The following is a 23,555-nucleotide window of genomic DNA, read 5'->3' as shown; positions in this document are numbered from 1 at the left end:
AACCTGACCGGCCGGTCAGGAAGGCGCCCCGGCGTTGTGCAAGGCTCTCGGCATGCGCATCCTGGTGGTCGAAGACGAGGTGGACCTTGCTCACACACTGCACACCGGTCTGACAGCGGAGGGCTACAGCGTCGATCTCGCCCATGACGGACGGCAGGGGCTGTGGATGGCCAGGACCGGCGAATACGCCCTTGTCGTACTGGACTTGATGCTGCCCGGACTCAACGGCTACAAGGTCTGCGCCCAGTTGCGCCGGGAAGGCAACGCGACGCCCATCCTCGTACTCACCGCCAAGGACGGGGACTGGGACCAGGCAGAGGCGCTGGACACGGGGGCCGACGACTACCTGGCCAAACCCTTCTCCTACATGGTGCTCGTCGCACGGCTGCGGGCTCTGGTCAGACGAGCCGCCACGGTCGCCCCGCCCGTCCTTGCCGTGGGCGACCTGTCGTTGGATGTCGCCGGCCGCGTCTGCCACCGGGCCGGGGCCCGGGTGGTACTGACGCCGCGGGAGTTCGCCGTGCTGGAGCTGCTGGCCCGCCGGGCGGGCCAGGCGGTCTCCAAGTCGGATTTGCTCTATCACGCGTGGCCGGACGAAGCCCTGGATCCCAACCTGGTGGAGGCGCGCGTCAGCGCCCTCCGCAAGAAGGTGGACGCCGCGTTCGACCGGCAGTCCCTGCAGACCGTACGGGGGATCGGTTACCGACTGGTGGACGACCGTGAACGCGACTGAGCCGCGACGCCGCTGGTGGCCGCGTTCGGTGCGGTCCCGCACGGCCTTGGCCGTCGCCTCGACCGCCGCCGTCATCCTGGTCGGCATCGGCTGGTGGGTACACGGCGACGTCTACCACAGGGGCACGCAGATCACCGAAGAACAAGCCCGGTCCCAGCTCTGGGCTCTCTGCGAGCAGCTGGAACAGGGTGTGATTCCCGTCTCCATAAACACCGTGCCGTTCGAGGTCGTCGCCTCCGGCCGACGCACCGCTGTCGCTTCCGGCGGGGCTCTGCGTGACGCCTATCCGGACACCCATCACGTGATGCCCGCCCCGCCGACCGGGGAGGCCGCGCTGTACCCGCCCGACACCGTCCGCATACCTGTGAACCGCAACTACAACCCGAGGGACAAATTTGATATGCCTGGCGGGACCCAGCAGGTCATGACCGCCGATATCGTGCCCGGACAACTCAGCGGCGAAGAAAGAGCCGCTCTGGGCGTCGCCGCCGACGCCAACCTGCGGGTCTATGTGGTGGTGCTCCCGCACACAGCCAAGGAAATCACCGAGGTCACCGATCGCGTGCTGTTGCGGGCCGGGCTCGTCGGCCTCGTACTGATCGGCGCCGTCGCCTACTTCGCCGTCCGGATCGCGCTGCGACCGGTCGAAGCCATCCGCGTCCTCACCGCGTCGGTCACCGCGACCGACCCCCGTGAACGCGTCACCGTCCCCGCCACGGGACACGAGATCACCGCCCTGGCCACCACCATCAACACCACCCTCGAACGCCTCGACAACGCCGCCGCCCAGCAACGCCGCTTCGTCGCGGACGCCGCCCACGAACTACGCAGCCCCCTCACCACACTGCTGGCCAGTCTGGAGGTCGCGCTCGCCTACCCGGAACGCACCGACTGGCCCGCAGCGGCCGGCACCGCCGCACGACAGACCCGCCGCCTCCAAGCACTCGCCGAAGACCTGCTGCTCCTCGCCCGCCTCGACACCCGCACCACCACAGCCAGCCCCGAAACCGTCGACCTGACAGCCCTCGCCTTCCGGCTGACCGAGCATTACCCCCTCACCGAAAGACCGTTGACCCTCACCTGCGACAGCACCGCCCCCGCCCACGCACTCGGAACCCTCGACGAATACGAACGGCTGCTGCGCAACCTCATCGACAACGCCGCACGTCACGCCGCACACCGCATCCAGCTGACCATCCGAAACCAGGACGACTCGGTGGTCCTCACGGTGCACGACGACGGACCGGGCGTACCCCCCGAAGACGCCGAGCGCGTCTTCGAGCGCTTCGTCCGGCTCGACGACGCCCGCTCCCGCGACCACGGCGGCACCGGTCTGGGCCTCGCCATCGCCCGCGACCTGGCCCACCGTCACGGAGGTACCCTCGTCCTCACCCCCCGGACCCTCGGGGCCTGCTTCGAGCTACGCCTTCCCCGAGTCCCCAGCCCGGCCGGGAAGTGACACGCCTCTGGCTCTCACATCCGCGGGCTCGGCCACGGACGACGAGCTGACGCTCACATGGTGAGATCGGCGTCCCGCCAACTTGACGCCCAGACGGGCAGGTATGAGGATCCACACCATGCGCACCCGCATTCTCGTACTTGGATAGCGCGTCGGCCGAAGCCGGGACCTTTTGAACTACGGTCACCGCCCGACGCGCTCCCCTCGGTCGCCCACCGGCACGAGGGGTTTTTTTGTTGCCGCCCGCGACCACAGCGTTTCGCGGCAGCCACGCGCCGGTACCGCGTCCCCCTACGCCCTCCGCAGTGAACAGAGAGAATGCCGATGACCGAGCAGGCCTTTGAACCTCGGCTCCCGCAGCCTTACCTGCGCGACACACCGCAGCAGACCGCCAACACCACGTCCACCGCGTCAACCGCGTCTTCGGGCGAGCGCGTCACGGGCGCGCAGTCGCTGATCCGCTCGTTGGAAGAATGCGGTGCGGAAGTCCTTTTCGGGATCCCGGGCGGGGCGATCCTGCCCGCCTACGATCCTCTGCTGGACTCCCGGCGCCTGCGACACATCCTGGTCCGCCACGAGCAGGGCGCGGGCCATGCCGCGACCGGCTACGCGCAGGCCACCGGCAGGGTCGGGGTGTGCATCGTCACGTCCGGGCCGGGCGCCACCAACCTGGTCACCCCGCTGCTCGACGCCTACATGGACTCCGTGCCCTTGGTCGCGATCACCGGCCAGGTGCCCACCCAGCTCATCGGTACGGACGCCTTCCAGGAGGCGGACATCGTCGGCATCACGATGCCGATCACCAAACACAGCTATCTCGTGACCGATCCGGCCGACATCGCACGGGTCGTCTCCGAGGCGTTCCAACTCGCCTCCACCGGGCGGCCCGGCCCGGTCCTGGTGGACATCGCCAAGGACGCTCTCCAGGCGGACACCGTGTTCGCCGTGCCACCGCTCGCCCCCGACGCCCCGCCGGTGTCGCGTGCCCACGGGAAGCAGATCCGGGAAGCAGCGCGGCTGATCACCCGGTCCGAGCGTCCGGTGCTGTACGTCGGTGGCGGCGTCCTCAAGGCCGGCGCCACCGCCGAACTGAGGGAACTCGCCGAGCTGACCGGTGCCCCCGTCACCACCACACTGATGGCGCTGGGCGCCTTCCCCGGCAGTCACCGCCAGCACGTGGGAATGCCCGGCATGCACGGATCGGTCACGGCCGTCGCCGCACTGCAGAAAGCCGACCTGATCGTGGCCCTGGGCGCACGCTTCGACGACCGGGTCACCGGCAGGGTGGACACGTTCGCCCCGCACGCCAAGGTCGTGCACGTCGACATCGACCCCGCCGAGATCGGCAAGAACCGGCGTGTCGACGTGTCCGTCGTCAGCGACGCCCGCACCGCCATCGACGATCTGGCCCGCACCATCCGCCCTCTGCTCGCGGAAGGCCAGGCCGGCGCCGGTGCGAAGTCCGGCTACGCCGCTTGGTGGCAGGAGCTGGACCGCTGGCGCGCGTCCTATCCGATCGCCTACGACCGCCCTGCCGACAACAGCCTCTCCCCGCAGCAGGTCATCGAGCGCGTCGGTCAGCTTGCCCCTGCGAACACGATCTTCACCTCGGGAGTCGGCCAGCACCAGATGTGGGCCGCGCAATTCCTCCCCCACGAAGAGCCCGGCACCTGGCTGAACTCAGGGGGCGCCGGAACCATGGGCTACGCCGTCCCCGCCGCCATGGGCGCCAAGGTCGCACAACCCGACAGCACCGTCTGGGCCATCGACGGGGACGGATGCTTCCAGATGACCAATCAGGAACTCGCCACCTGCGCCCTCAACAACATTCCGATCAAGGTCGCCGTCGTCAACAACGGTGCCCTCGGCATGGTCCGTCAGCAACAGAACATGCTCTACAACCAGCGCTACTCGGCCTCCACCCTGCACTCGGCCCCTGACAGCGAACGCTCCCACACGGCACCTGCCGGAACACGCACCCCTGACTTCGTCAAACTCGCCGAAGCTCTGGGCTGCGTCGCGCTGCGCTGCGAGACCGCCGACGACCTGGACGACGCCATCCAGACAGCCAACGCCATCACTGACCGGCCCGTCGTCATCGACTTCATCGTCGAGGAAGACGCCATGGTCTGGCCCATGATCCCGGCCGGTGCCTCCAACGACGCCATCATGACCGCACTCGACCTGCGCCCCGACTTCGGCCAATTCGACGACTAGTGGCATAGCGGATCGGGATCAGCGAGCCGCCACCGGACCAAGCTTCTCCCGGTTGGCGGCCCGGTCCGCCCGCTCCCGCAGGAGCCCCCGCTCCGCTACCGCCCCCGGGCCTGTTCCAGGTTCGACCGGTGGGGGCCGGAGAGCCAGTCCGCATGCGGTCCCAGCCGCGCGTCGACCGGCTCCACCCCGCGCCGGAGCGCGTCGATGTAGGCATGGTCGGCGGCGAGGCGGGCCGCCACCTCGTGACCTTCGGCCACGGAACCGTGGCCGGGGATCACGACGTCGACGTGCCGGGCGGTCTCATCCAGCCGGTCGAGCGCTGCCTCGTAGGCTCCTACCTGATCGTCCTGGCGCATGTCGAGGAGCGGGATCAGGACGTCGGAGAGCATGTCGCCGGCGACCAGGACGCCACGGTCCGCGAGGAGGACCGCGGCGTGGCCGACGGCGTGCGCCCGATGCTCGATGACCTCGCCCGGCACCGGTCCGCCGTCCTCGGGCAGCGGGGTGACCAGCGCGACAAGGTCCAGAGGGACGCCGGACGCGCTCTCCGCCGCCATCGCCCGCGCCCGCTCCCGGGCTTGAGAGGCGAGGTGGCTGGTCGCGGCGGTGGCGTAGCGCGGCACGTCGCCGAACCGGGGGTGCCAGAGCAGATGGTCCCAGTGGGGATGCGTGGAGAACCCGGCGACCACCGGAATACCGAGCCGGTCCACGTCGTCGGCGAGCCGGCTCAACTCGGAGCCGTTGATGCCGGGATCGATCAGGATCAGCCCGTCCTCCCCGCGCACCACGACGGAATTGCTCCAGACCCACTCGCTCTGCCGGACCCAGACACCGTCGGCCACCTGCTTCAACTCGCCCACCGCTACTCCCATCGTTCGGTTACAGCGCTGAGACCGCGCTCCGCACGCAAACTCATCGCTTTGAGCGCCCGGGGACGCGATGTCAGGACAAAGGCCGTGTCGCCGCCATCATCCACCGATCAGCCGTTCAAAGGGCGAGTTGGCCCGTCCGCACGGGAACCGCGGCACAGCCCTTGACGCTCACGGACCTGCGGTGTCAGCATCACGCCAATCAATGTTTGCGTAAACGTCACCGCGTGCCACGTTGTTGCGGCACCTCATGGTTGCGCAACCATCCACCCTGCGGCCCGACCGCGGCGGGGTCAGAACAACGACGTCAGGGGATGGGTCATGGCTGTCATTTCGCCCCCGCCGGCGGCCGGTCGTGCCGCTCCGCCGCGCAGGCGCAGCGGCGGGCGGCGATGGGTCGGCTGGGGCTTCGTCGCCCCGTTCCTGGTCGTCTTCGCGCTGGTCTTCCTGGCGCCGATCGCCTACTCGGTCTACCTGAGCCTGTTCCGGGAGCAGTTGATCGGCGGCAACCACTTCGTCGGCATCGACAACTACCGCCAGGCGTTCCAGGACCACGAGTTCTGGTCCGGCATCACCCGGGTCGGCCTGTTCCTCGTGATCCAGGTACCGATCATGCTGGGCATCGCGCTGTTGGTGGCGCTCGCGCTGGACAGCGGGCGGCTCTACGGGCGGAACTTCTTCCGGATCTCGATCTTCCTGCCCTATGCGGTACCGGCGGTCGTGGCCACCCTCATGTGGGGGTTCATGTACGGCAAGCAGTTCGGCCTCGTGGCGAACATCAACGATCACTTCGATGTCACGCTGCCGGACCCGCTCTCCCCGGACCTGATTCTCGCCAGCATCGGCAACATCGTCACCTGGGAGTTCGTCGGGTACAACATGCTGATCTTCTACGCGGCCCTGCGGGTGATCCCGCAGTCCCTCTACGAGGCCGCCGCGATCGACGGCGCGGGGCAGTGGCGCATCGTAGGCGCCATCAAGCTCCCGGCGATCCGAGGCGCTCTGGTCATCGCCACGATCTTCTCCGTCATCGGCAGCTTCCAGTTGTTCAACGAGCCCAGCATCCTCAAGTCCCTCGCGCCCAACGCCATCACGACCTACTTCACGCCCAACCTCTACACCTACTCGCTCTCGTTCTCCGGCCAGCAGCACAACTACGCCGCAACGGTCGCCATCGTCATGGGGATTGTCACAATGATCGTCGCCTACATCGTGCAGCTCCGCGGCATGCGCAAGGAGGTGTGAACCCGTGACCAGTGAACTCGCGCCCGCCGCGGGCACACCGACGGCCGCAGGACCGTCCCGCGCGTACCCGGTGCTGCGCACCGCGCGCCTCCCGCGCCGCCGCAAGGCGCACGGCCGGCCCCGGCGCAGCGTCCTGCTGACCGCGCTGACCAGTCTCGTGGTGATCTACACCCTGGTGCCGCTGGCCTGGCTGTTCATCAACGCCTGCAAGACCCAGCCCCGGCTGCTCAGCTCTTTCGGCCTGTGGTTCAGCGGCGACTTCGCGCTGTGGGACAACATCACCGAGACCTTCACCTACAACGACCACATCTTCGTGCGGTGGCTGCTGAACACACTGCTGTACGTGGTGGTGGGCGCGGGCGGGGCAACCTTCCTCGCGGTGCTGGGTGGTTACGGGCTGGCGAAGTTCAACTTCACCGGCAAACGTGCGGTGTTCGCCCTGATCATCGGCGCGGTCGCCGTACCCGGCGCGGCGCTGGCGGTCCCCACCTTCCTGATGTTCAGCAAGATGGGCCTGACCGACACCCCCTGGGCGGTGATCATTCCGTCGCTGATCTCGCCGTTCGGCCTCTACTTGATGTGGGTGTTCGCGAGCGAGGCGATCCCCGACGAGCTGCTGGAGGCCGCCCGGGTGGACGGCTCGGGCGAACTGCGCACCTTCTTCCGGATCAGCCTGCCACTGCTGGCGCCCGGCATCGTCACGGTGCTGCTCTTCACGATGGTGGCGACCTGGAACAACTACTTCCTGCCCCTGATCATGATCAAGAATCCGGACTGGTACCCCCTCACCCTCGGCATCAACTCGTGGAACGCCCAGGCCCGTACCGTCGGCGGCGAGCCGGTGTTCAACCTGGTGATCACCGGGTCCCTGCTGACGATCGTGCCGCTGATCGTGGCCTTCCTGCTCCTCCAGCGCTACTGGCAGTCCGGGCTCTCCGCCGGCAGCGTCAAGGAGTGACCACCGGTGCTTCCGGCACCCCATGTCCCCCTGCGGCTCCGTCCCTGACCCACCCCCGCGGTGCGGCCGGGCCGGTTCGGCAGAACATCACGTACAACGGAGTGGAATGAGATGACGAACAAAGTGGTTCGCCGTTGGGCACAGGGTGTCGCGGTGGTCGCCGCAGCCGCCCTCGGGCTGACAGCATGCGGCTCCTCCGGGGACAGCGACTCCGGCTCGGGCGGTAAGGCGTCCGACGCCAAAGCGGTCCAGGCGGCACTGACCAAGGGCGGCAGCATCACGGTCTGGGCGTGGGAGCCGACCCTCAAGCAGGTGGTGACCGACTTCCAGGCCAAGTACCCCAAGGTCCACGTGAAGATGGTCAACGCGGGGACCGGCAACGACCAGTACACCGCCCTGCAGAACGCGGTACAGGCCGGCAAGGGCGTGCCGGACGTGGCGCAGATCGAGTACTTCGCGCTCAGCCAGTTCGCCTTCGGCAAGTCGGTCGCCGACCTCAGCTCCTTCGGCGCCAAGAGCCTGTCGAAGACGTACTCGCCCGGCCCGTGGAACTCCGTGAACATCAACGGCGGTGTCTACGGGCTGCCGATGGACTCGGGTCCGATGGCGCTGTTCTACAACAAGAAGGTCTTCGACAAGTACAAGATCCCGGTACCCACCACCTGGGACGAGTATCTGGCGGACGCCCGCAAGCTGCACAAGGCCGACCCGAAGATGTACATCACCAGCGACACCGGTGACGCCGGCATGGCCACCAGCCTGATCTGGCAGGCCGGCGGCAAGCCCTACAAGGTCGACGGCACGAAGGTCTCGGTCGACTTCAACAAGGACCCGGGCACCGCGACGTACACCAAGGTGTGGCAGCAACTGGTCTCCGAGCGCCTGGTGTCTCCCGTCAGCGGCTGGACCGACCAGTGGTACAAGGGACTGGCCGACGGCAGCATCGCGACCCTGACCACGGGCGCCTGGATGCCGGCCAACTTCACCTCGGGCGTCGCCGCCGCCTCGGGGGACTGGCGGGTCGCCCCGCTGCCGCAGTGGCAGGCCGGCGCACACGCCAGTGCCGAGAACGGCGGCAGCTCACTGGCCGTCATGCAGGCGAGCAAGAACAAGGAACTCGCCTACGCCTTCCTGCAGTACGCCAACCAGGGCGCGGGTGTGCAGGCCCGGCTCAAGAACGGCGCTTTCCCTGCGACGACGGCGGACCTCAACTCTCCCGCCTTCCTCAACACGGCGTTCCCGTACTTCGGCGGCCAGAAGGCGAACCAGATCTTCTCCGAGTCGGCCAAGAACGTACTGCCCGGCTGGTCGTACCTGCCCTACCAGGTCTACGCCAACTCGATCTTCAACGACACCGTCGGCAAGGCGTACGTGTCCGCCACGCCGCTGACCGGCGGCCTGAAGTCCTGGCAGGAGGCCTCGGTCAAGTACGGCAAGCAGCAAGGGTTCAGCGTCGGCTGACCACCGCCCGGGTGGGGCCCGCAGCAGCCGGCGGGTCCCACCCCCCGTCCACCACGCGACGCAGTACCGGAAGGAATCCCATGGCTTCGACTCACCGCATCGCCGGCCGTGCCGGGCGTCGTGGAAGAGCGGGCGGGACACCCGCCGCAGACCTTAGAATCCCGTTGACCAGTGATCGGCCGCACGGCCGGCATCCGTCGCAGTGAGGTGCGCGACTCCAGTGGAGAACATTCCAGACGCGGCCCGGTACGACGACGGGACCCGGCCCGAAGGAGCAGGGGCGCGCGGACGGCGTAAGCGCGGGGCCTCGATGGCGGACGTCGCCCAACTGGCAGGGGTGTCCGCGCAGACGGTCTCACGCGTGTCGAACGGCTTCCCCGGGGTGGTGGCAGCCACCCGGCAGCAGGTGCTCGCGGCGATGAAGGAGCTGGGCTACCGCCCCAACAGCGCTGCCAGAGCGCTGAAACGGGGCGAGTTCCGCACCCTCGGCGTGATCCTGTTCAACATGTCCACCACCGGCAACATGCGCACGCTGGAGGCAGTCGCCCTCTCCGCCGCACAGGAGGGCTACGCCACCACGCTGATGCCGGTCAGCATGCCGTCGCAGGGCGAGGTCAGCGGCGCCTTCAACCGGCTCGGCGAACTCGCCGTCGACGGGGTGGTCCTGCTGATGGAGGTCCACCTGCTCGACGCGGCGATGGTGTCACTGCCGCCCAACGCCCAAGTGGTCGTGGTCGATTCCAACGCCGGGGACCGCTACTGCGTGGTCGACACGGACCAGGCCGGCGGCGCTCGGACCGCGGTGCGTCACCTGCTCGACCTCGGTCACGAGACGGTGTGGCACGTGGCCGGGCCCGAGGGGGCGTTCTCCGCCGAGCGCAGGGTCGCGGCCTGGCGCTCGGTGCTCGCCGAGGCCGGCCGCGACGTACCCGAACTGCTGCGCGGCGACTGGTCGACGGAGTCCGGCTACCTTGCCGGACAGCGGATCGCCGCCGACCTCTCCTGCACGGCGGTCTTCGTCGCCAACGACCAGATGGCCCTGGGGGTGCTGCGCGCGCTGCACGAGAGCGGGCGCAGGATTCCGGAGGACGTCAGTGTCGTGGGCTTCGACGACATCCCGGAAGCGTCCTCCTTCATCCCGCCGCTCACCACGGTGCACCAGGACTTCTCGGAAGTCGGCCGGCGCTGCGTGGAAGGGGTGCTGCGGCAGATCCGCAACGACACGGCGGAGAAGGGCACCACCCTTGTCCCGACCCGACTGGTGATCCGGGGCAGTACGGCGGCCCCCGCCGGAGACCGATAACCCGGGGACCGACAGCCGGGGCCCGGCCGGTCGGCGTCCGCCGGCACAGCCACCTCGGCCCCGTTCCCCGGCAGTTTGATACAGCGAGAACCCCAGCCAGACTCGCAAGACATGATGGTTACGCAAACGTCGATCTTGCGCTCCGGCCCGATGTAGAGGACCAACACCTCATGCCTGCTCTGCGTGTTGAGCAAGACGGCTTCCGCCTCGACGGAGAGCCGTTCCGCATCGTCTCCGGCGGTCTGCACTACTTCCGCGTGCACCCCGCGCAGTGGCGGGACCGGCTGCGCAAAGCCCGGCTCCTGGGTCTGAACACGATCGACACCTACGTCCCCTGGAACCTGCACCAGCCGCGGCCCGACCGCTGGCGCTGGGACGGCGCACTGGACCTGACCGCCTTCATCGACCTCGCGCAGGACGAGGGCCTGCACGTCCTGCTCCGGCCGGGCCCCTACATCTGCGGCGAGTGGGAGGGCGGGGGACTGCCGTCGTGGCTGCTCGCCGAGCCCGGAGTCCGGTTGCGCAGCACCGATCCGGGTTATCAGGCAGCGGTGGACGGCTACTTCGGCGAGCTGCTGCCCCGCGTGCTGCCATATCTGGGCTCGCGCGGCGGGCCGGTTCTCGCCGTCCAGGTGGAGAACGAGTTCGGGGCCTACGACCAGGGCGCCGGGACCGCACAGGACGGCGCCGGCCATCTCGCGCACCTGGTCTCCGTGCTGCGCGGACACGGCGTGGACGTACCCCTGTTCACCTGCGACCAGCCGGCCGACCTCGCCAGGGGCAGCGTTCCCGGTGTGCTGAGCACGGTGAACTTCGGCAGCGGCGCCGCCCGGAACCTGGCCCGGCTGCGCGAGCACCAGCCCGAAGGACCGCTGATGTGCACCGAGTTCTGGAACGGCTGGTTCGACCGCTGGGGCGGCGTGCATGTCACACGCCCCACGGCCGACGCCGCAGCCGAACTGGACGGGATTCTCGCGTCGGGCGCGAGCGTCAACCTCTACATGTTCCACGGCGGCACGAACTTCGGCTTCACCAACGGCGCCAACGACAAGCACACCTACCGGCCCACGGTGACCTCGTACGACTACGACTCGCCGCTCGACGAAGCGGGCGACCTCACCCCGAAGTTCACCGCCTTCCGTGAGGTCATCGCCCGGTACGAGCCGGTACCCGACGGCCCGCTGCCCGAGCCGTCGAAGAAACTGAACCTGCTGGGCATCGAACTGCCGGAACGGGCGCCGCTCTTCGCCGGCCTCGACCTACTGGGCGCCGCCGTGTCCGGCGAACGGCCCCTGACCATGGAGGAGCTGGGGCAGGACTTCGGCTTCGTCCACTACGAGACGCGGCTCGACACGGCCGGACCCACGTTGCTGTACGCCGCCGATGTGCGCGACCGCGCGCAGGTCTTCCTCGACGGCCAGCCGGTCGGTGTGCTGGAACGCGAGAACCACGAGCACACGCTCGCCCTGACCGTACCGGCCGGCGGCGCCGACCTCACGGTGCTGGTGGAGAACCAGGGCCGGGTCAATTACGGCCAGGGCATCCACGACCGCAAGGGCCTGGTCGGCCCCGTCACCGTCAACGGCTCGCCGGTGAGCGGTGGTTGGCGCAGCCGTCCGCTGCCGCTGGACGACCTGGCCGGGCTGGAGTACGGCCCCGCCGCCGGGCCCGGCGTGGGCCCCGCCTTCCACCGCGGTACGTTCGAGGTGGCCGAACCCGCCGACAGCTACCTCGACCTGTCCGGGTGGACCAAGGGCTGTGTCTGGATCAACGGATTCGCGCTGGGCCGCTACTGGTCACGCGGCCCCCAGCGACGGCTCTACGTACCGGGCCCGGTGCTGCGTCCGGGCGGCAACGACATCGTCGTACTCGAACTGCACGCGTCCTCCCGCTCTGCGGTCGACCTGTGTGACGCGCCGGACCTCGGCCCGACCGAGGAGTGAGCCGGCGGCAGGCGTCAAGCCGCCCCGCGTGTGCGGGCGGCGAGTGCGATCAGGTCGCGGACCGGGCCCGGTGGGGGCGTGGCTCCACCCGTCCAGACCGCACGCAGGTCCCGGATCAAGTCGAGACCGGTGACGGGAACAGCGTGCAGCCGGCCCAGGGTGATGTCGTCGGCCACCGCGAGCGAGGACAAGGCCCCCGGGCCCGCGCCCGCGAGGATCGCCGACTTCACCGAGGCGGTACCGGTCAGCTCCAGGACCGGTTCCGCCCGTGGCGTGCCGGGGGCGGCGGCCGTCAGCGCGGCGTCCAGGGCCTCCCGGGTGCCCGAGCCGGGTTCGCGGGTCACGAGAGGGGTGGCCGCCAGCTCTGCGGCCGTGACGGGTGACCTGCGCCTGACCCACGGGTGGCCCGCGGCCACCACGAGCAGCAGCTCGTCCCTGGCGACCGTACGGGAACGCAGTCCGCGCGGGGCGCGCGGACCCTCCACGAACCCGAGATCGGCCTCGCCCCGCTCGACGGACTCGGCGACCGCCACGCTGTTGGTCGCCGTGAGCTCCACACTGGTGGCGGCCCGCCCGGTGAGCCGCTGCTGATCTCTCAACGCGATCATCCACCGAGGCATCAGATGGCCGGCGACCGTCAGACTGGCCGCCACCTTGAGGTGTCCCGCCCGGTCCGTGCGCAACGCGGTGATGCCCGCGTCGAGTTCGGCGGCGGCGTCCAGCACGCGTGACCCCCACTGTTCCACCAGCCTGCCGTCCGCCGTGAGGTGCGATCCGCGCGGCCCTCTGCTGAGCAGCGCGATTCCCACCCGCGCCTCCATCGCCCGCACCCGCTGCGAGAGTGCCTGTTGTGAGACACCGAGTTCGGCCGCGGCCAGCCGCAGGCTGCCGGTGCGGGCGACGGCCGCGAGCATCTGCAGGCCCGCCAGCTCCGGGACGTGCGGGCTGAGCATCGGCTTCCTCCGTGGGGACAAGATGTGCGCGCTGACAAGATGCGCGTGGTGACAAGGTCTGCTTGTTGCGGGAACAAGCAATTGCAGACTACTCCCGTGGTGATGTGCCGCTCAGTGTGGAGTGGTGAACACTTCCCTCGCTCACAGAGTGGCCTCGACGGATCGCGGCTCCGGTGCGGCACGGCCTTCCCGTACGGCATGGGTGGCCGGTACGGCCGCTGCCGCGGCGGCGACCGCTGTGGCGTTCGCGGTGGCGCACCAGGTGCCGGCCCTCAACCCCTCGATCGTCAGCGTGATCCTCGGTGTGCTCGTGACGAACCTGCGCCTGCATCATCGGGTTCTGCACGCAGGGACCGCGCTCGCGGGCAAGCGTCTACTGCGCTGTGCCGTCGTCCTGTTGGGGCTTCAACTGTCGCTGCCCGAACTGGTGGAGCTCGGCGTACCCGGGCTCGTTGTCGTCGGAGCCACCGTGGTGATCACTTTCGTCGGTACCCAGGTGCTCGCCCGGTGGCTCGGCGTGTCGCCCGCGCGCGGGCTGTTGGTGGCGACCGGCTTCTCGATCTGCGGCGCGTCCGCCGTGGCCGCGATGGAGCCCGTCGCCGGCGGGGACGAGGAGGACACCGGCGTGGCGGTGGCGCTGGTGACCTTGTGCGGAAGCCTCGCGATCGTCGTGCTGCCCCTGCTGCGCGGACCGCTCGGTCTGAACGTCGCCGACTTCGGTGTGTGGGTGGGCGCAAGCGTGCACGACGTCGGCCAGACCGTCGCCACCGCGCAGCGCGTACCCGGCGCGCTCACCACCGCCGTCGTGGTCAAGCTGTCACGCGTGGTGCTGCTCGCGCCGCTGGTGGCAGCGGTCACGCTGGGAGCGCGGCACCGTTCACACGTACGAGAGGCTGCGGCGGCCGTTGCGGCGTCGGGGCCCCGCGGCGAGCAGCGGCGGCGTGCGCCGCGCATGCCGCCGCCCGTGCCGCTGTTCGTCGCGGGCTTCCTCGTAGCCATCGCCGTCACCAGCACCGGCTGGCTGCCCGCCGCCGCCCTCTCGGTTGCCAGGTCCGTCCAGGGCGCGCTCCTGGTGGCCGCGCTCTTCGGTCTCGGCACGGGCATCCACCTCCCTGCGCTGGTACGTACGGGCGGCCGTTCGCTGCTGCTCGGACTGGTGTCCTGGCTGCTCGTGGCGTCCGTCGCGTACGCGGGTGTACGCGTAGCCGCGCTGTGAATCTCCCGGCAGGTATCCGTGGGCGTCCGGGTGGCGGTCAGCCGCTGATGTGGGCGGTGTTGTCGAGCCAGTGCTGGGCGAGGTCGGTGTCGCCGTCGATACTGATGCCGGTGGCCGCGCCGTCGGTGAGGGGGAGCCGTCGGGTCAAGGCCAGCAGCAGTGACCGTGCCGGGCCGGTCACGGTCACATCGGCCTGCCGGGCCCCGGGCGTCCACGCAGCCCCGTCGGGGCGTCGTTCGACGAACCAGGCGCCCGTGTCGTCCGTGACGTCGGTGGCCACCCACTGCAGGGTCTGCCCGGTGCCTCGGATGGCATGGGCGGATTCGGACCGCTGCATCTCCCAGGTGGGGGAGGTGAGCATCGCGAGGTGGTTGCTGATGAGCGCCGCCGCGATGTCGGCGTCGATGTCGGCCGCTTGCTCCGCCGCGTTTGCCGCGTCGAAGCCGTGGACGACCGCCTCGTTGACCATGCTGGTCAGCCAGAATCGCGTCCCGGACCGCCCGTCCCCCGCAGGGTTGAAGACCGGTGCGCCGAGCGCGTCGTCGGAGCACGCGTTCGCGACCCGCTGGGCTGACTGCGACAGCCACGCCTGCCATTCGCGGGGGTCGGTGGGGAATACGGCCATCTCCATGGGCAGTTGGGTGGGGTCGCTGATGCGCCGTTCGATGATCTCCGCGACCCAGTTCTGGGTCTGACCCATATGCGAGACCAGGTCGGAGACGGTCCACTTCGAGGCTGTCGGCACGGCGGCCTCAGGTCCGGCCGCGGCGGCTGATGCCGCCAGACGCCGGGTGTGCTCGACGATCGCTTGCCGGGCACGTTCCGGGTTCAGCTCGCTCATGGGATTGAACTTTCCGTAGGAGGTCGTTGTGCTGTGTACGACTGGGCGTCCCGGCCGAACTCATCGGTGAACTGTAAATCGCTCGGCCGGCACGCTTCCCCACGGAACATCTCCTGACCACGGTCCGGGTCCGCGGAGCGAAGGCCCGGACTGGCTACCGTTCGCAGAAGGTGCTGTCGCGGAGCGTCACGAAGAGAGCGGCGGCTTGACTTCAAGCGCTTCAAGTAGCGGAGGCTTCCCGTATGGCAGCGACCGGAGAGCAGACAGTGGGCCTGACCGTTCAGGAGATGGCGCGACGGTCGGGTTTCAGCGAACCCACGCTGCGCTACTACGAGAAGATCGGCCTGCTGGGAACGGTCGGCCGGGACGAGTCCAGCGGTCATCGCCGGTACGCGCCGGCGACCGTGACCCGCGTCGATGCGCTGTCGTGCCTGCGCTCGTCCGGGATGACGGTGAGTGGAATGCGCCGCTATCTGGACCTGCTCGCCCAAGGGCCGTCCGCGGCGGCCGACCAGCGTGACCTGTTCGCCTCACAGGCGCAGAAGCTGGCCGCCGACATCGAGCAGCTCCAACTGCGCCTGACGTATCTGCGCCGGAAGGCGGACCTGTGGGACGCGCGTGTCCGCGGGGACGCCACGGCCGAGACGCACGCGACCGAAGCGGTCGTGCGCGTCGTGGAACAATTCGACCACTGAAGGACTGAACACCATGAGCACCGAAAATCTCACCCCTTCCACCACCGAGAGCGGGACGGTCCTGGTGACCGGCGGTACCGGCTTCCTGGGCGGTCACTCTGTCGCCCGGCTGCTGCGCGACGGCTACCGGACCCGGGTGACCGTTCGGGATTCCGGACAGCGGGCCGGGGTGCTGGCAGCACTGAGGCAGGCCGACGTCGACCCCGCCGGCCGACTGGAGTTCGCCGTCGCCGACCTCAACGTCGACGACGGCTGGGCGCGGGTCATGGACGGCGTCAGTTACGTCCTGCACCACGCCTCACCCTTCCCGGCCACCCCTCCGGAGAGCGAGGAGGAACTCGTCCGGCCTGCCCGTGACGGTGCGCTGCGCGTCATCTCCGCGGCCCGCACGGCCGGGGTGCGGCGGGTGGTGATGACGTCCTCCTACGCCGCGGTCGGTTACACGCTCAAGCCCGACAACCAGTACACGGAGGAGGACTGGACGGACCCGGACACCGAGGGCCTGCCCGCCTACCACAAGTCGAAGGTCCTGGCCGAGCGTGCGGCCTGGGACGATGTCCGCACCCACGGCGGCATCGAGCTGACCGTGGTCAACCCCACCGGCATCTTCGGCCCCCAGCTGGGCGACCGGCCCTCTGCCTCCCCGGGTCTCGTGCGGGGCATGCTGACCGGACAGATGCCCGTGGTGCCCGTCATGTACTTCGGCGTCGTGGACGTACGTGACGTCGTGGACCTCCACCTGCGGGCCATGCTGCACCCCAAGGCGGCAGGCGAGCGCTTCATCGCCGTCGGCGGCCCTTCGATCAGCTTCTTCGGCATGGCCCAGATCCTCCGTGAGCACTTCCCCGCCGCAGCCGACTTGCTGCCCTCCGTCGAGCTGACGATCGAGCAGGTCCGAGAGTCCGCGAAGACCCAGCCCGCCCTGCGGGACGCCGCGACCCTGCAGGGCCGGATTCCCGTCATCAGCAACGAAAAGGCCCGCTCGGTGCTGGACTGGGAACCCCGGGATGTCACCGAGACGATCGTGGCGACTGCCGAAAGCCAGCTCCAGCGAGGCCTGACCCTGCCGGAGAACCACGACCCCGGGCGATGACCGCCGCGTGATCCACGGCGCCCGCCGGCCGCGATCACCACCGTCGGCAACCGCGATGGCGTCGCCCAGCTGATCCCACCGGGCGAGGCGGTCTCACATTCGGGATTTCAGCACGTCGACCTCACAGCCCGGCGCGAACGGGTCGAAACCGTGCCCGGCCAGCCAGCGAATCACCAGCAGGCTGCGCTGCGACCACCACGCGCGGATCACGTCGAGGTCGGCGTCGGTGCCGTAGCCGGCGACGACGTCGTCGAGGCGTTCCTCGTGTCCGAGCGTGAGGGTGGCGAGGTCGGACATGGCATCGCCCGGGCCCGCTTCGGACCAGTCGATGATGCCCGTGATCTCGGCGCCGTCGACGAAGATGTGAGTGAGCTGCAGGTCGCCGTGTGTGAACAGCGGCGTCCACGGCCGGAGCGCGGCCTCGGCGACCTGGCGGTTGCGGTCGACCAGGTCGGCGGGCAGGACGCCGTTCGTCACCAGTTGCTCACACTCGCTGTCGAGATCCGCCGTCAACTCGGCGAGGTCCTTTCCCCGGCTGGGCCAGGGCGGCAACGGCGCGTCGTGCAACGTCCGGATGGCGGCGCCCGCCGCGGCCCACGCGGCCGGGGACGCGGTCGACGGCTCGCCGAGGCGGCCGAGCGCCGTTCCCGGGACCGCGGCGATCGCGAGCACGGGCGGCTTGCGCCACAGAATCTCCGGGGTGGGGACCGGTGCCAGGGCCATCGCCGCGACCTCGACGTCGAGGCGCTTCTGATCGGCGTCCACCTTCAGGAACACATCGCCGACGCGCAGGGTCGCGCGCTCGGAGTGGGCGACGACGACTTCGACCTCATCCATGGGCGCCAGTATCCCGGGGGACGGCTGTCTCCGTCGCGGGGTTTGTCGCGTGCGACAGCGTGGCTGACCGTTGTCCCGCCACTTGTGTGAGGAGTCCTTGTCAGGTGCGGTCGTGGAGTGTGACGTGGTAGCCGTCGGGGTCGGCGAAGGTGAAGGTCCGGCCGAAGGGGCCGTCGATCGGTGCGGAGACGATGGTGTGACCGTCGGCGACGAGAGCGTCGTGGATGGCCTGGACGTCGGTGGCGTGCAGCCAGATCGCCGCCCCGATGCCGGGCCGGGCGACGGATGCGAGATCGGTGCCGGCGACGACGTCGCGGAGTGCGAACGCGATCGGCTTCGTCTCGAAGACGACGGCGTGCGGGGGCCCGGCCTGCGAGCGGACGAGGCCGAGGTACTGCTCGTAGAACGCCTGCGAAGCGTCGAGGTCGCGGGCCTGGAGCGAGATGAAGTCGGGGCCGGTGGCGGGCATGGTGATGCTCCTTCTCTTCGTGTCAGCTTCCTGACACAGACCAATGTATGTCAGAATGCTGACATGAGTCAAAAGCGTGCCGGCGTCGACCTGGACAAATCACTGGGCTACCTGCTGAAAGAGGCGTCGAGCGCCCTGCGCGCAGCCATGGAGGAGGTGCTGCGCCCGCTCGGGATGAGCGTGACGCACTACTCCTGCCTCGAACTGCTGGCGCAACGGCCGGGCTTGTCCAACTCCGAGCTCGCGCGAGGCGCGTTCGTGACACGGCAGTCGATGAACGTGCTGCTCCAGACCCTGGAACGGGACGGCTACGTGACCAGGCCGGCGGAGGCGCCCGTCGGCAAGATACTTCCCGCGCGACTCACGCCCCGCGGCCGACGGAGCCTGGAGAAGGCGACCGTGGCGGTCCGGTCCGTCGAGGTCAGAATGCTGGCGGGCATGACCGAGACCGAGCAGTCAGACGCGTTCCGGATCATGCGAAGCATGATCCACTCCCTGCGCGCCGGCGGCGACGCCACCTAGTGCTTGGGCCATGTGCGGGCCCGGTTCGGCCGTCGACAGCGCGTCAGAGCGACTGGGAGGCGGCGTGGTTGGTGGTTGAGCGCTGTGTCTGTGCGGGGGCGTGAGTGGTGAGGGCGGCAGTAAAGACCGCTTGGTCGTTCTGCAGGGCGGTGATGTGCACGTGCGCGCGGTTGTGGGGAAGCTCGGTGGTGGTGGCTTGGATCCAGCAAGGAGCGTCGAGTTCGACGTAGTGGTGGAATTGGGCGTGTAGCGCGGAGAGTGTGGCGGGGTGGGGGTGGAGGGCGTGTGTCGCCGCCTGGTGGGCGGCTTCGAGGAGGATCATGCCGGGTACGTGGTCCATGGGGTGGTCGAAGTAGAGCGGGTGGGTGACGTCGACGCGCAGTTGCCATCGGTCGGGTCGGCCGGTCGGGGCGAGGACGACGTCTTTGTCGTGTGTGCGACCGACGAGGTGCGGTGGGAGTGGCGCCGACGGACGGGGAGCGTTCGCCATGGCGAGGTGAGCGTCGCCGCGGTGTCCGCGAAGCCGCTGATAAAGGGCGGGCGGCTGGTTGTGGAAGCGGGTGTCAGCCGTGCCGATGTGCTCGGTGCCGCGGTACATGCGCACGTGCATGGTCAGTGAGGCGAGACGGTCACGGCGGCGCGTGATGTCCTCGCAGTGCACGCGCAGGTCCAGTGCCTCGGAACCGGTGTTCTCACGTAATGCCGCGGGGTGCAGGGTGAGGCGGAAGTGTTCCCATATCTGGCGGTGGTCGAGGGGCGCCCCGTAGCCGGTGTGACTGACCAGCGGTATGCACTGCCGCACGCTCTCGGCGAGAAGCGTCTCGTCGTAGGGGCTGTCGGCGGCGAGGGGAAAGAGGGGCCATCGGGCTACCGCGGCGAAGGTGTCGTCGCCCGTGTGCCGCCAGTTCTGCAGGAGTACCTGGGCCTCGTCCTTCTTGTGCACGAGCGCCCTCGGTACCTTCGCCGACTGTGGCGTGGGGGTACCGTCGTTGGGGTGCGGGCCGGGCAGGGGTGCGGGGTCGGCGGCAGGCATCAAGGACCTCTCAGGGGAGGTGAACCGGTGGGAGGTGCGTGAAGTACTGGTCGATGTGGAGGCAAATTCGACTTAGCTCCATAACCTAGAGAGCGCTCTGTTTCTTTGTCGAGGGGAATTGGTACGTGCATCCACAGCAACAGCGGGCGGTGAAGACCAGGACGGCACTGGTCCGTGCAGCCGCCGAGGAGTTTGACCAGCATGGATACGCGGGCACGAGTACCACCAAGATCGTCGGCAGGGCCGGCTGCACCATGGGTGCTCTTTACTTCCATTTTGCATCCAAAGATGAACTCGCCCGTGCGGTCATGGCCGAGCAGGCCGCGGACCTGCCGGCGGTGCCCGGTCCGCTCGGATTGCAGCACCTCATCGACAGGACGTTCGTGCTCGCGCGCGAGCTGCAGCGGAACGTCCTGTTCCGTGCCGGGGTCCGACTGTCGATCGAACAGGGGGCGTTCGGCCTTGAGGACGATGCCCCCTACCTGTTGTGGATAGAGGCGTTCAAGGACGAACTGATCGCCGCGCAGGCGCTGGGGCAGCTTCGCGAGGGTGTGGTGCCCGCCCAGTTCGCCAGGATCCTGGTGGGCGCCTACAGCGGGGTGCAGTTGCTGTCCCGGATCAGCGCCCGGCATCAGGACCTCGTGGAGCGCATCACCGATCTGTGGACGTATTTGCTGCCGGCCGTGGCGGAGCCCCCGGTTTCCAGTGCGCTGAGGATCGGACGGAGTCTGGACGAGGGGCGCATGTGAAGCCGTGGAACGTTGTACTGACCGGGGCGACCGGTTTCGTCGGGTCGGCCGTCCTGCGGCGGCTGGCCATGACCGCGGGGCCAGGCGGCCGGCCGGTCAGGATCGTCGCCGTCTCGCGACGTGCGGTCCCCGAGGACCAGGACGGCGCCGTGCGCCGGGTGTCCGCCGACGTGAGCGATCCGGCGGGCGTGCGCGGCCTGCTCGCGGGCGCGGACGCCCTCGTACACGCCGTGTCCTATGTGGGTAAGGACGCGGAACTGTGCCGTGCCGTCAATATCGACGGCACCATGTTCCTCATGCGCGAGGCGGCCGACGCCGGCGTGGAGCGAATCGTGCAGGTCTCCACATCGGCGGTGTACGGGCCTGGACCGCATCGCGGGGTGGATGTGCGGGATCTGCGGCCGGCCCCCTCGTCGGTGGCCAGCGCGAGCCGGCTGGCCGCCGAGAGTTTCACCCTCGGCGCCGGCGGACTCGTACTGCGCCCCAACCTGATCGTCGGACGGGGCGACGCGTGGGTCGTGCCCGCGATCGCCGAACTCGCCCGCCGTGTCCCGCCGCAGTGGGGCCACGGGACCGGACTGCAGTCGGTGGTGGACGTGGACGACCTCGCGCGCCTCGTGGCCGCCTCCGCCACCGGCGCTCGTCCCTGCCAAGGGGTTCAGCACGCCGCGCACCCCCGCGCGGTCAGCACCGCCGCCTTACGGGAGGAACTGAGCCGGCACGGCCTGGCGGCCCCCGCGGACGGCGCCGCCAGCTGGGAGAGCTGCCGTACCCTGCTGCGGCGCTCGACGGGCAGGTTCGGTGACCGACAGCTGGAACTGCTGACGCTGGATCACCACTACCTCAGTGACAGAGTCTGGACGCTGCTGGGTGTCGACCCGGGCCCCGGCCCGCTTGCCCGACTCGCGCGGAGCGCCGCCTGGTACCGCAGGGCCGCCGGAGTCAGTGCCATCTGACCGCGTTGCCCGAGGGTGAGCCGATTCCGCCCAGCAGGGACTGCCACAGCCTCGTCACCTGTTCCGCCACGGGTGAGGGCGCGCCGTCTCTCCGCGGGTCGGCGGCCGACAGCAGGCCGGTCTGCACTGCGGCCACCAGGCTCGCCACGAGCACGGTCGCCGTCTCGGGATCGACACCCGGCCGCAGCTCACGCAGGGCCTGGGCCTGGTAGAGCTGGGCGCGGACCGACGCGAACCAACTCCCGTGCCAGTCCACCTGCAGCGACGGCTGTTCCGCCGCGAGCCGGGCGGTGGCCTTCACCGAATCCTCTTCCGACAGCAGGACGGACAGCGCCAGCACCGCCCGGCCGACCGAGCGCAGCGGGGCGCCGCCGTTGTCCTCTCCCGCGACGGCCTCATGGGCCCGGCGGAGTCCCGAGGCGCAGACCGCGCGGGCCAGAGACGCCTTGGTCGGGAAGTGGAACGTCAGCGCGCCCATGGTGACCTCGGCGGTGGCGCACACGTGAGCCAGGGATGTGCCGTCGTAGCCGTGCGCGGCGAAGCCGCCGGCCGCGCTTTCGACGATCCGCCCGCGTGTCCGGACGGCCCGCGTCTGCTCGGCGTGCCCCGCCATCGTCAACTGCCTCCCGCAGGTCTCCTCCCGCAGGCGACGGTGCGGGGCGGACGTGTAAGCCGTGAGCCGCCGGAGGGACCGTAACCGCCCCGCGCGCCGACATGGTCATAACTTGCTCAAGTCACCCTGCGTCTTCCGGAAGTCGCTGGAAAACAAAGAGAGTGCTCTCTATGTTTGTACACCCGACCACAGCGTCCCGGAGGATGAGTTGTGCAGGACAGCGCCGACATCTGTCGCGACGGAGCCATTACGCCTGATACGGGTGCGGTGGCGCGGTTCGTCGACCGGATCTTCGTCGACCTGCCGCGATCGGATCAGCGCGCACGGGCCAGGGAGTACATGACGGGCCTGCTCGCCACCCCGGGCAAGAAGTCGCTGCGGCGGATGGCGGCCGTGGTCTCCTCGTCCCCGAGGACCTCCCAGGCGCTGCAGCAGTTCCTCAACGACAGTCCCTGGGACTGGCGTCCGGTGCGGCGTGCTCTCGCGTACTGGGTCGCGGAACGCGCCGCGGTGTCGAGCTGGACGGTCGCCGTCGCCGAACTCCCCAAGCGGGGCAGCCATTCGGTGGGAGTGCACCAGCGCTACAGCGACGAGGCTCACCGCACGGTCAACTGCCAGCTCGGTGTCGGCCTTTTCCTGGACGGTGAGGGTGTGGCGCTGCCGATCGACTGGAGGCTGGTGCTCCCCGGGCGGTGGCGGACCGATCAGGGCCTGCGTGAATCCGCCCGCATCCCCGACGAGCACGAACCGCCCAGCGCCGAGGACTGTGTCCGTGATTTTCTCCGGACCGCGCGGGAGCCCGGCGGAGGGTACCGGCCGCCGTTCGTGACCGATCTGACCGGGACGCCGCGGGGTGGCAGACTCCTGGGCCTGCTGTCGGAGTCGGGTGAGGGGTTTGTGGCCCGGGTTCCCGAGAGCGCCGTTGTCTTCCCGGCGGGCGGCTCCGAACGGCCGGTGACGGTGGGCCAGCTCGTACGCCGCGCCTCGTTCCCCGGTCCGGCGGCGGACCTCGCGGCCCCTCCCGCTCCCGGCCGGCACCAGGTGCGCGCCTGCACGGTCCGGCTCAGACCGGACGGTCAGCTCCACCGGCTCGTCCTCGGCTACCCGGAGCAGCTCAAGCAGGCGCCGTACGCGGTGGTGGCCGACCTCGTGAACGAGAAACCGGCCGAAATCCTCCGGCTCGCGGGAGCGCCGGCGCGGGCACGCCTGGCCTTGCGTTCCATGCGTCGTGACGGAGGGCTGCGGGACTTCGAGGGGCGTTCCTATCCCGGGTGGCATCATCATATGACGCTGGTCTCCGCCGCCCACGCCTTTCATCTCCTCGGCGGTGTCGCGCCCGCCAGGCGGCCGGCTCCTGAACTGATGCGTGTGGCCTGAGCGTTCGGCGGGA

22 protein-coding genes are annotated in these 23,555 nt (G+C 69.5%); 15 read left to right on the top strand and 7 right to left on the bottom strand.

Annotated features, from left to right (window positions below; all coding sequences use genetic code 11):
- The first annotated feature begins 52 nt into the window (after positions 1-52).
- The 3 genes from OHS57_RS01990 to OHS57_RS01980 all read left to right on the top strand — a co-directional run bounded on the left by OHS57_RS01990 (position 53) and on the right by OHS57_RS01980 (position 4,409).
- The gene (locus tag OHS57_RS01990) at positions 53-733 is read left to right on the top strand and encodes a response regulator transcription factor (protein WP_041999438.1); all 681 of its coding nucleotides are present in this window, start codon (positions 53-55) and stop codon (positions 731-733) included.
- Positions 720-2,192 carry a sensor histidine kinase gene (locus OHS57_RS01985; RefSeq protein ID WP_328580735.1) on the top strand — a complete coding sequence of 491 codons (1,473 nt, stop codon included), beginning with the start codon at positions 720-722 and terminating at the stop codon, positions 2,190-2,192. Before OHS57_RS01990 ends, OHS57_RS01985 begins: the two co-directional genes overlap by 14 nt.
- Before the next feature lie 318 nt (positions 2,193-2,510).
- Positions 2,511-4,409: an acetolactate synthase large subunit gene (locus OHS57_RS01980; RefSeq protein WP_443042827.1), complete on the top strand. Its 1,899-nt coding sequence runs from the start codon at positions 2,511-2,513 to the stop codon at positions 4,407-4,409.
- Between the two features lie 95 nt (positions 4,410-4,504).
- On the opposite strand, the gene OHS57_RS01975 is transcribed toward OHS57_RS01980, so the two are convergent.
- Positions 4,505-5,269, bottom strand: a complete 765-nt coding sequence (locus OHS57_RS01975) for an MBL fold metallo-hydrolase (protein ID WP_328580733.1) — start codon at positions 5,267-5,269, stop codon at positions 4,505-4,507.
- A gap of 330 nt (positions 5,270-5,599) precedes the next feature.
- Here OHS57_RS01975 and OHS57_RS01970 point away from each other — a divergent pair, with 330 nt between their 5' ends.
- The 5 genes from OHS57_RS01970 (at position 5,600) to OHS57_RS01950 (ending at position 12,188) form a co-directional block, all read left to right on the top strand.
- Positions 5,600-6,523, top strand: a complete 924-nt coding sequence (locus OHS57_RS01970; RefSeq protein WP_041999448.1) for a carbohydrate ABC transporter permease — start codon at positions 5,600-5,602, stop codon at positions 6,521-6,523.
- Between the two features lie 4 nt (positions 6,524-6,527).
- Entirely contained in the window at positions 6,528-7,481 is a 954-nt protein-coding gene (locus OHS57_RS01965) for a carbohydrate ABC transporter permease (RefSeq protein ID WP_041999450.1), read from the top strand.
- 111 nt (positions 7,482-7,592) lie between these two features.
- Positions 7,593-8,942 carry an ABC transporter substrate-binding protein gene (locus OHS57_RS01960; RefSeq protein WP_328580732.1) on the top strand — a complete coding sequence of 450 codons (1,350 nt, stop codon included), beginning with the start codon at positions 7,593-7,595 and terminating at the stop codon, positions 8,940-8,942.
- 310 nt (positions 8,943-9,252) lie between these two features.
- Positions 9,253-10,245 carry a LacI family DNA-binding transcriptional regulator gene (locus OHS57_RS01955; RefSeq protein WP_041999454.1) on the top strand — a complete coding sequence of 331 codons (993 nt, stop codon included), beginning with the start codon at positions 9,253-9,255 and terminating at the stop codon, positions 10,243-10,245.
- A gap of 170 nt (positions 10,246-10,415) precedes the next feature.
- Complete coding sequence (locus OHS57_RS01950) at positions 10,416-12,188, top strand: glycoside hydrolase family 35 protein (protein WP_328580731.1); 1,773 nt, start codon at positions 10,416-10,418, stop codon at positions 12,186-12,188.
- Between the two features lie 14 nt (positions 12,189-12,202).
- Here OHS57_RS01950 and OHS57_RS01945 read toward each other — a convergent pair whose 3' ends face one another.
- Positions 12,203-13,141 (bottom strand): LysR family transcriptional regulator, encoded by a 939-nt coding sequence (locus OHS57_RS01945; RefSeq protein ID WP_328580730.1) that lies wholly within the window; start codon positions 13,139-13,141, stop codon positions 12,203-12,205.
- Between the two features lie 148 nt (positions 13,142-13,289).
- Here OHS57_RS01945 and OHS57_RS01940 point away from each other — a divergent pair, with 148 nt between their 5' ends.
- Positions 13,290-14,357: a YeiH family protein gene (locus tag OHS57_RS01940; protein WP_328580729.1), complete on the top strand. Its 1,068-nt coding sequence runs from the start codon at positions 13,290-13,292 to the stop codon at positions 14,355-14,357.
- 37 nt (positions 14,358-14,394) lie between these two features.
- Here OHS57_RS01940 and OHS57_RS01935 read toward each other — a convergent pair whose 3' ends face one another.
- On the bottom strand, positions 14,395-15,198 hold the full coding sequence (locus tag OHS57_RS01935; protein WP_328580728.1) for a maleylpyruvate isomerase family mycothiol-dependent enzyme: 804 nt from the start codon (positions 15,196-15,198) through the stop codon (positions 14,395-14,397).
- A 242-nt stretch (positions 15,199-15,440) separates the two neighbouring features.
- On the opposite strand from OHS57_RS01935, the gene OHS57_RS01930 reads away from it, so the two are divergent.
- Positions 15,441-15,893, top strand: a complete 453-nt coding sequence (locus OHS57_RS01930) for a MerR family transcriptional regulator (RefSeq protein WP_041999467.1) — start codon at positions 15,441-15,443, stop codon at positions 15,891-15,893.
- Between the two features lie 13 nt (positions 15,894-15,906).
- Positions 15,907-16,986, top strand: a complete 1,080-nt coding sequence (locus OHS57_RS01925; RefSeq protein ID WP_328580727.1) for an SDR family oxidoreductase — start codon at positions 15,907-15,909, stop codon at positions 16,984-16,986.
- A 93-nt stretch (positions 16,987-17,079) separates the two neighbouring features.
- On the opposite strand, the gene OHS57_RS01920 is transcribed toward OHS57_RS01925, so the two are convergent.
- Together OHS57_RS01920 and OHS57_RS01915 are read right to left on the bottom strand one after the other, a co-directional pair.
- Positions 17,080-17,823, bottom strand: coding sequence for a phosphotransferase family protein (locus tag OHS57_RS01920; protein ID WP_328580726.1), 744 nt, complete (start codon positions 17,821-17,823; stop codon positions 17,080-17,082).
- A 100-nt stretch (positions 17,824-17,923) separates the two neighbouring features.
- The gene (locus OHS57_RS01915) at positions 17,924-18,292 is read right to left on the bottom strand and encodes a VOC family protein (RefSeq protein WP_328580725.1); all 369 of its coding nucleotides are present in this window, start codon (positions 18,290-18,292) and stop codon (positions 17,924-17,926) included.
- 63 nt (positions 18,293-18,355) lie between these two features.
- On the opposite strand from OHS57_RS01915, the gene OHS57_RS01910 reads away from it, so the two are divergent.
- Positions 18,356-18,814 carry a MarR family winged helix-turn-helix transcriptional regulator gene (locus tag OHS57_RS01910; RefSeq protein ID WP_328580724.1) on the top strand — a complete coding sequence of 153 codons (459 nt, stop codon included), beginning with the start codon at positions 18,356-18,358 and terminating at the stop codon, positions 18,812-18,814.
- A gap of 43 nt (positions 18,815-18,857) precedes the next feature.
- Here the strand turns inward: OHS57_RS01910 and OHS57_RS01905 are convergent, their stop codons facing one another.
- Positions 18,858-19,847, bottom strand: a complete 990-nt coding sequence (locus tag OHS57_RS01905; RefSeq protein ID WP_328580723.1) for a ScbA/BarX family gamma-butyrolactone biosynthesis protein — start codon at positions 19,845-19,847, stop codon at positions 18,858-18,860.
- 125 nt (positions 19,848-19,972) lie between these two features.
- Here OHS57_RS01905 and OHS57_RS01900 point away from each other — a divergent pair, with 125 nt between their 5' ends.
- Positions 19,973-20,596, top strand: coding sequence for a ScbR family autoregulator-binding transcription factor (locus OHS57_RS01900; RefSeq protein WP_041999481.1), 624 nt, complete (start codon positions 19,973-19,975; stop codon positions 20,594-20,596).
- On the top strand, positions 20,593-21,552 hold the full coding sequence (locus tag OHS57_RS01895; protein WP_328580722.1) for an NAD-dependent epimerase/dehydratase family protein: 960 nt from the start codon (positions 20,593-20,595) through the stop codon (positions 21,550-21,552). The genes OHS57_RS01900 and OHS57_RS01895 overlap by 4 nt, the downstream gene beginning before the upstream one ends.
- On the opposite strand, the gene OHS57_RS01890 is transcribed toward OHS57_RS01895, so the two are convergent.
- Entirely contained in the window at positions 21,539-22,165 is a 627-nt protein-coding gene (locus OHS57_RS01890) for a TetR family transcriptional regulator (RefSeq protein ID WP_052457461.1), read from the bottom strand. The two genes, OHS57_RS01895 and OHS57_RS01890, sit on opposite strands and share 14 nt — an antisense overlap.
- 210 nt (positions 22,166-22,375) lie before the next feature.
- Between OHS57_RS01890 and OHS57_RS01885 the strand changes: the two genes are divergently transcribed.
- Positions 22,376-23,542: an IS701 family transposase gene (locus OHS57_RS01885; RefSeq protein WP_078864086.1), complete on the top strand. Its 1,167-nt coding sequence runs from the start codon at positions 22,376-22,378 to the stop codon at positions 23,540-23,542.
- The last annotated feature ends 13 nt before the right edge of the window (positions 23,543-23,555 follow it).

Source organism: Streptomyces sp. NBC_00370 (genome assembly GCF_036084755.1).
GTDB lineage: Bacteria > Actinomycetota > Actinomycetes > Streptomycetales > Streptomycetaceae > Streptomyces.
Note: the sequence above shows the minus strand (reverse complement) of the source record. Positions and strands in the feature narration are given on the sequence as shown.

Bases quoted from the DNA above. Each gene is read 5' to 3' on its own strand.
- OHS57_RS01890 (WP_052457461.1), bottom strand. From the start codon at position 22,165: ATGGCGGGGCACGCCGAGCAGACGCGGGCCGTCCGGACACGCGGGCGG.
- OHS57_RS01930 (WP_041999467.1), top strand. From the start codon at position 15,441: ATGGCAGCGACCGGAGAGCAGACAGTGGGCCTGACCGTTCAGGAGATG.
- OHS57_RS01970 (WP_041999448.1), top strand. From the start codon at position 5,600: ATGGCTGTCATTTCGCCCCCGCCGGCGGCCGGTCGTGCCGCTCCGCCG.
- OHS57_RS01945 (WP_328580730.1), bottom strand. From the start codon at position 13,141: ATGCTCAGCCCGCACGTCCCGGAGCTGGCGGGCCTGCAGATGCTCGCG.
- OHS57_RS01960 (WP_328580732.1), top strand. From the start codon at position 7,593: ATGACGAACAAAGTGGTTCGCCGTTGGGCACAGGGTGTCGCGGTGGTC.
- OHS57_RS01905 (WP_328580723.1), bottom strand. From the start codon at position 19,847: ATGCCTGCCGCCGACCCCGCACCCCTGCCCGGCCCGCACCCCAACGAC.
- OHS57_RS01990 (WP_041999438.1), top strand. From the start codon at position 53: ATGCGCATCCTGGTGGTCGAAGACGAGGTGGACCTTGCTCACACACTG.
- OHS57_RS01925 (WP_328580727.1), top strand. From the start codon at position 15,907: ATGAGCACCGAAAATCTCACCCCTTCCACCACCGAGAGCGGGACGGTC.
- OHS57_RS01935 (WP_328580728.1), bottom strand. From the start codon at position 15,198: ATGAGCGAGCTGAACCCGGAACGTGCCCGGCAAGCGATCGTCGAGCAC.
- OHS57_RS01920 (WP_328580726.1), bottom strand. From the start codon at position 17,823: ATGGATGAGGTCGAAGTCGTCGTCGCCCACTCCGAGCGCGCGACCCTG.
- OHS57_RS01980 (WP_443042827.1), top strand. From the start codon at position 2,511: ATGCCGATGACCGAGCAGGCCTTTGAACCTCGGCTCCCGCAGCCTTAC.
- OHS57_RS01915 (WP_328580725.1), bottom strand. From the start codon at position 18,292: ATGCCCGCCACCGGCCCCGACTTCATCTCGCTCCAGGCCCGCGACCTC.
- OHS57_RS01955 (WP_041999454.1), top strand. From the start codon at position 9,253: ATGGCGGACGTCGCCCAACTGGCAGGGGTGTCCGCGCAGACGGTCTCA.
- OHS57_RS01950 (WP_328580731.1), top strand. From the start codon at position 10,416: ATGCCTGCTCTGCGTGTTGAGCAAGACGGCTTCCGCCTCGACGGAGAG.
- OHS57_RS01910 (WP_328580724.1), top strand. From the start codon at position 18,356: ATGAGTCAAAAGCGTGCCGGCGTCGACCTGGACAAATCACTGGGCTAC.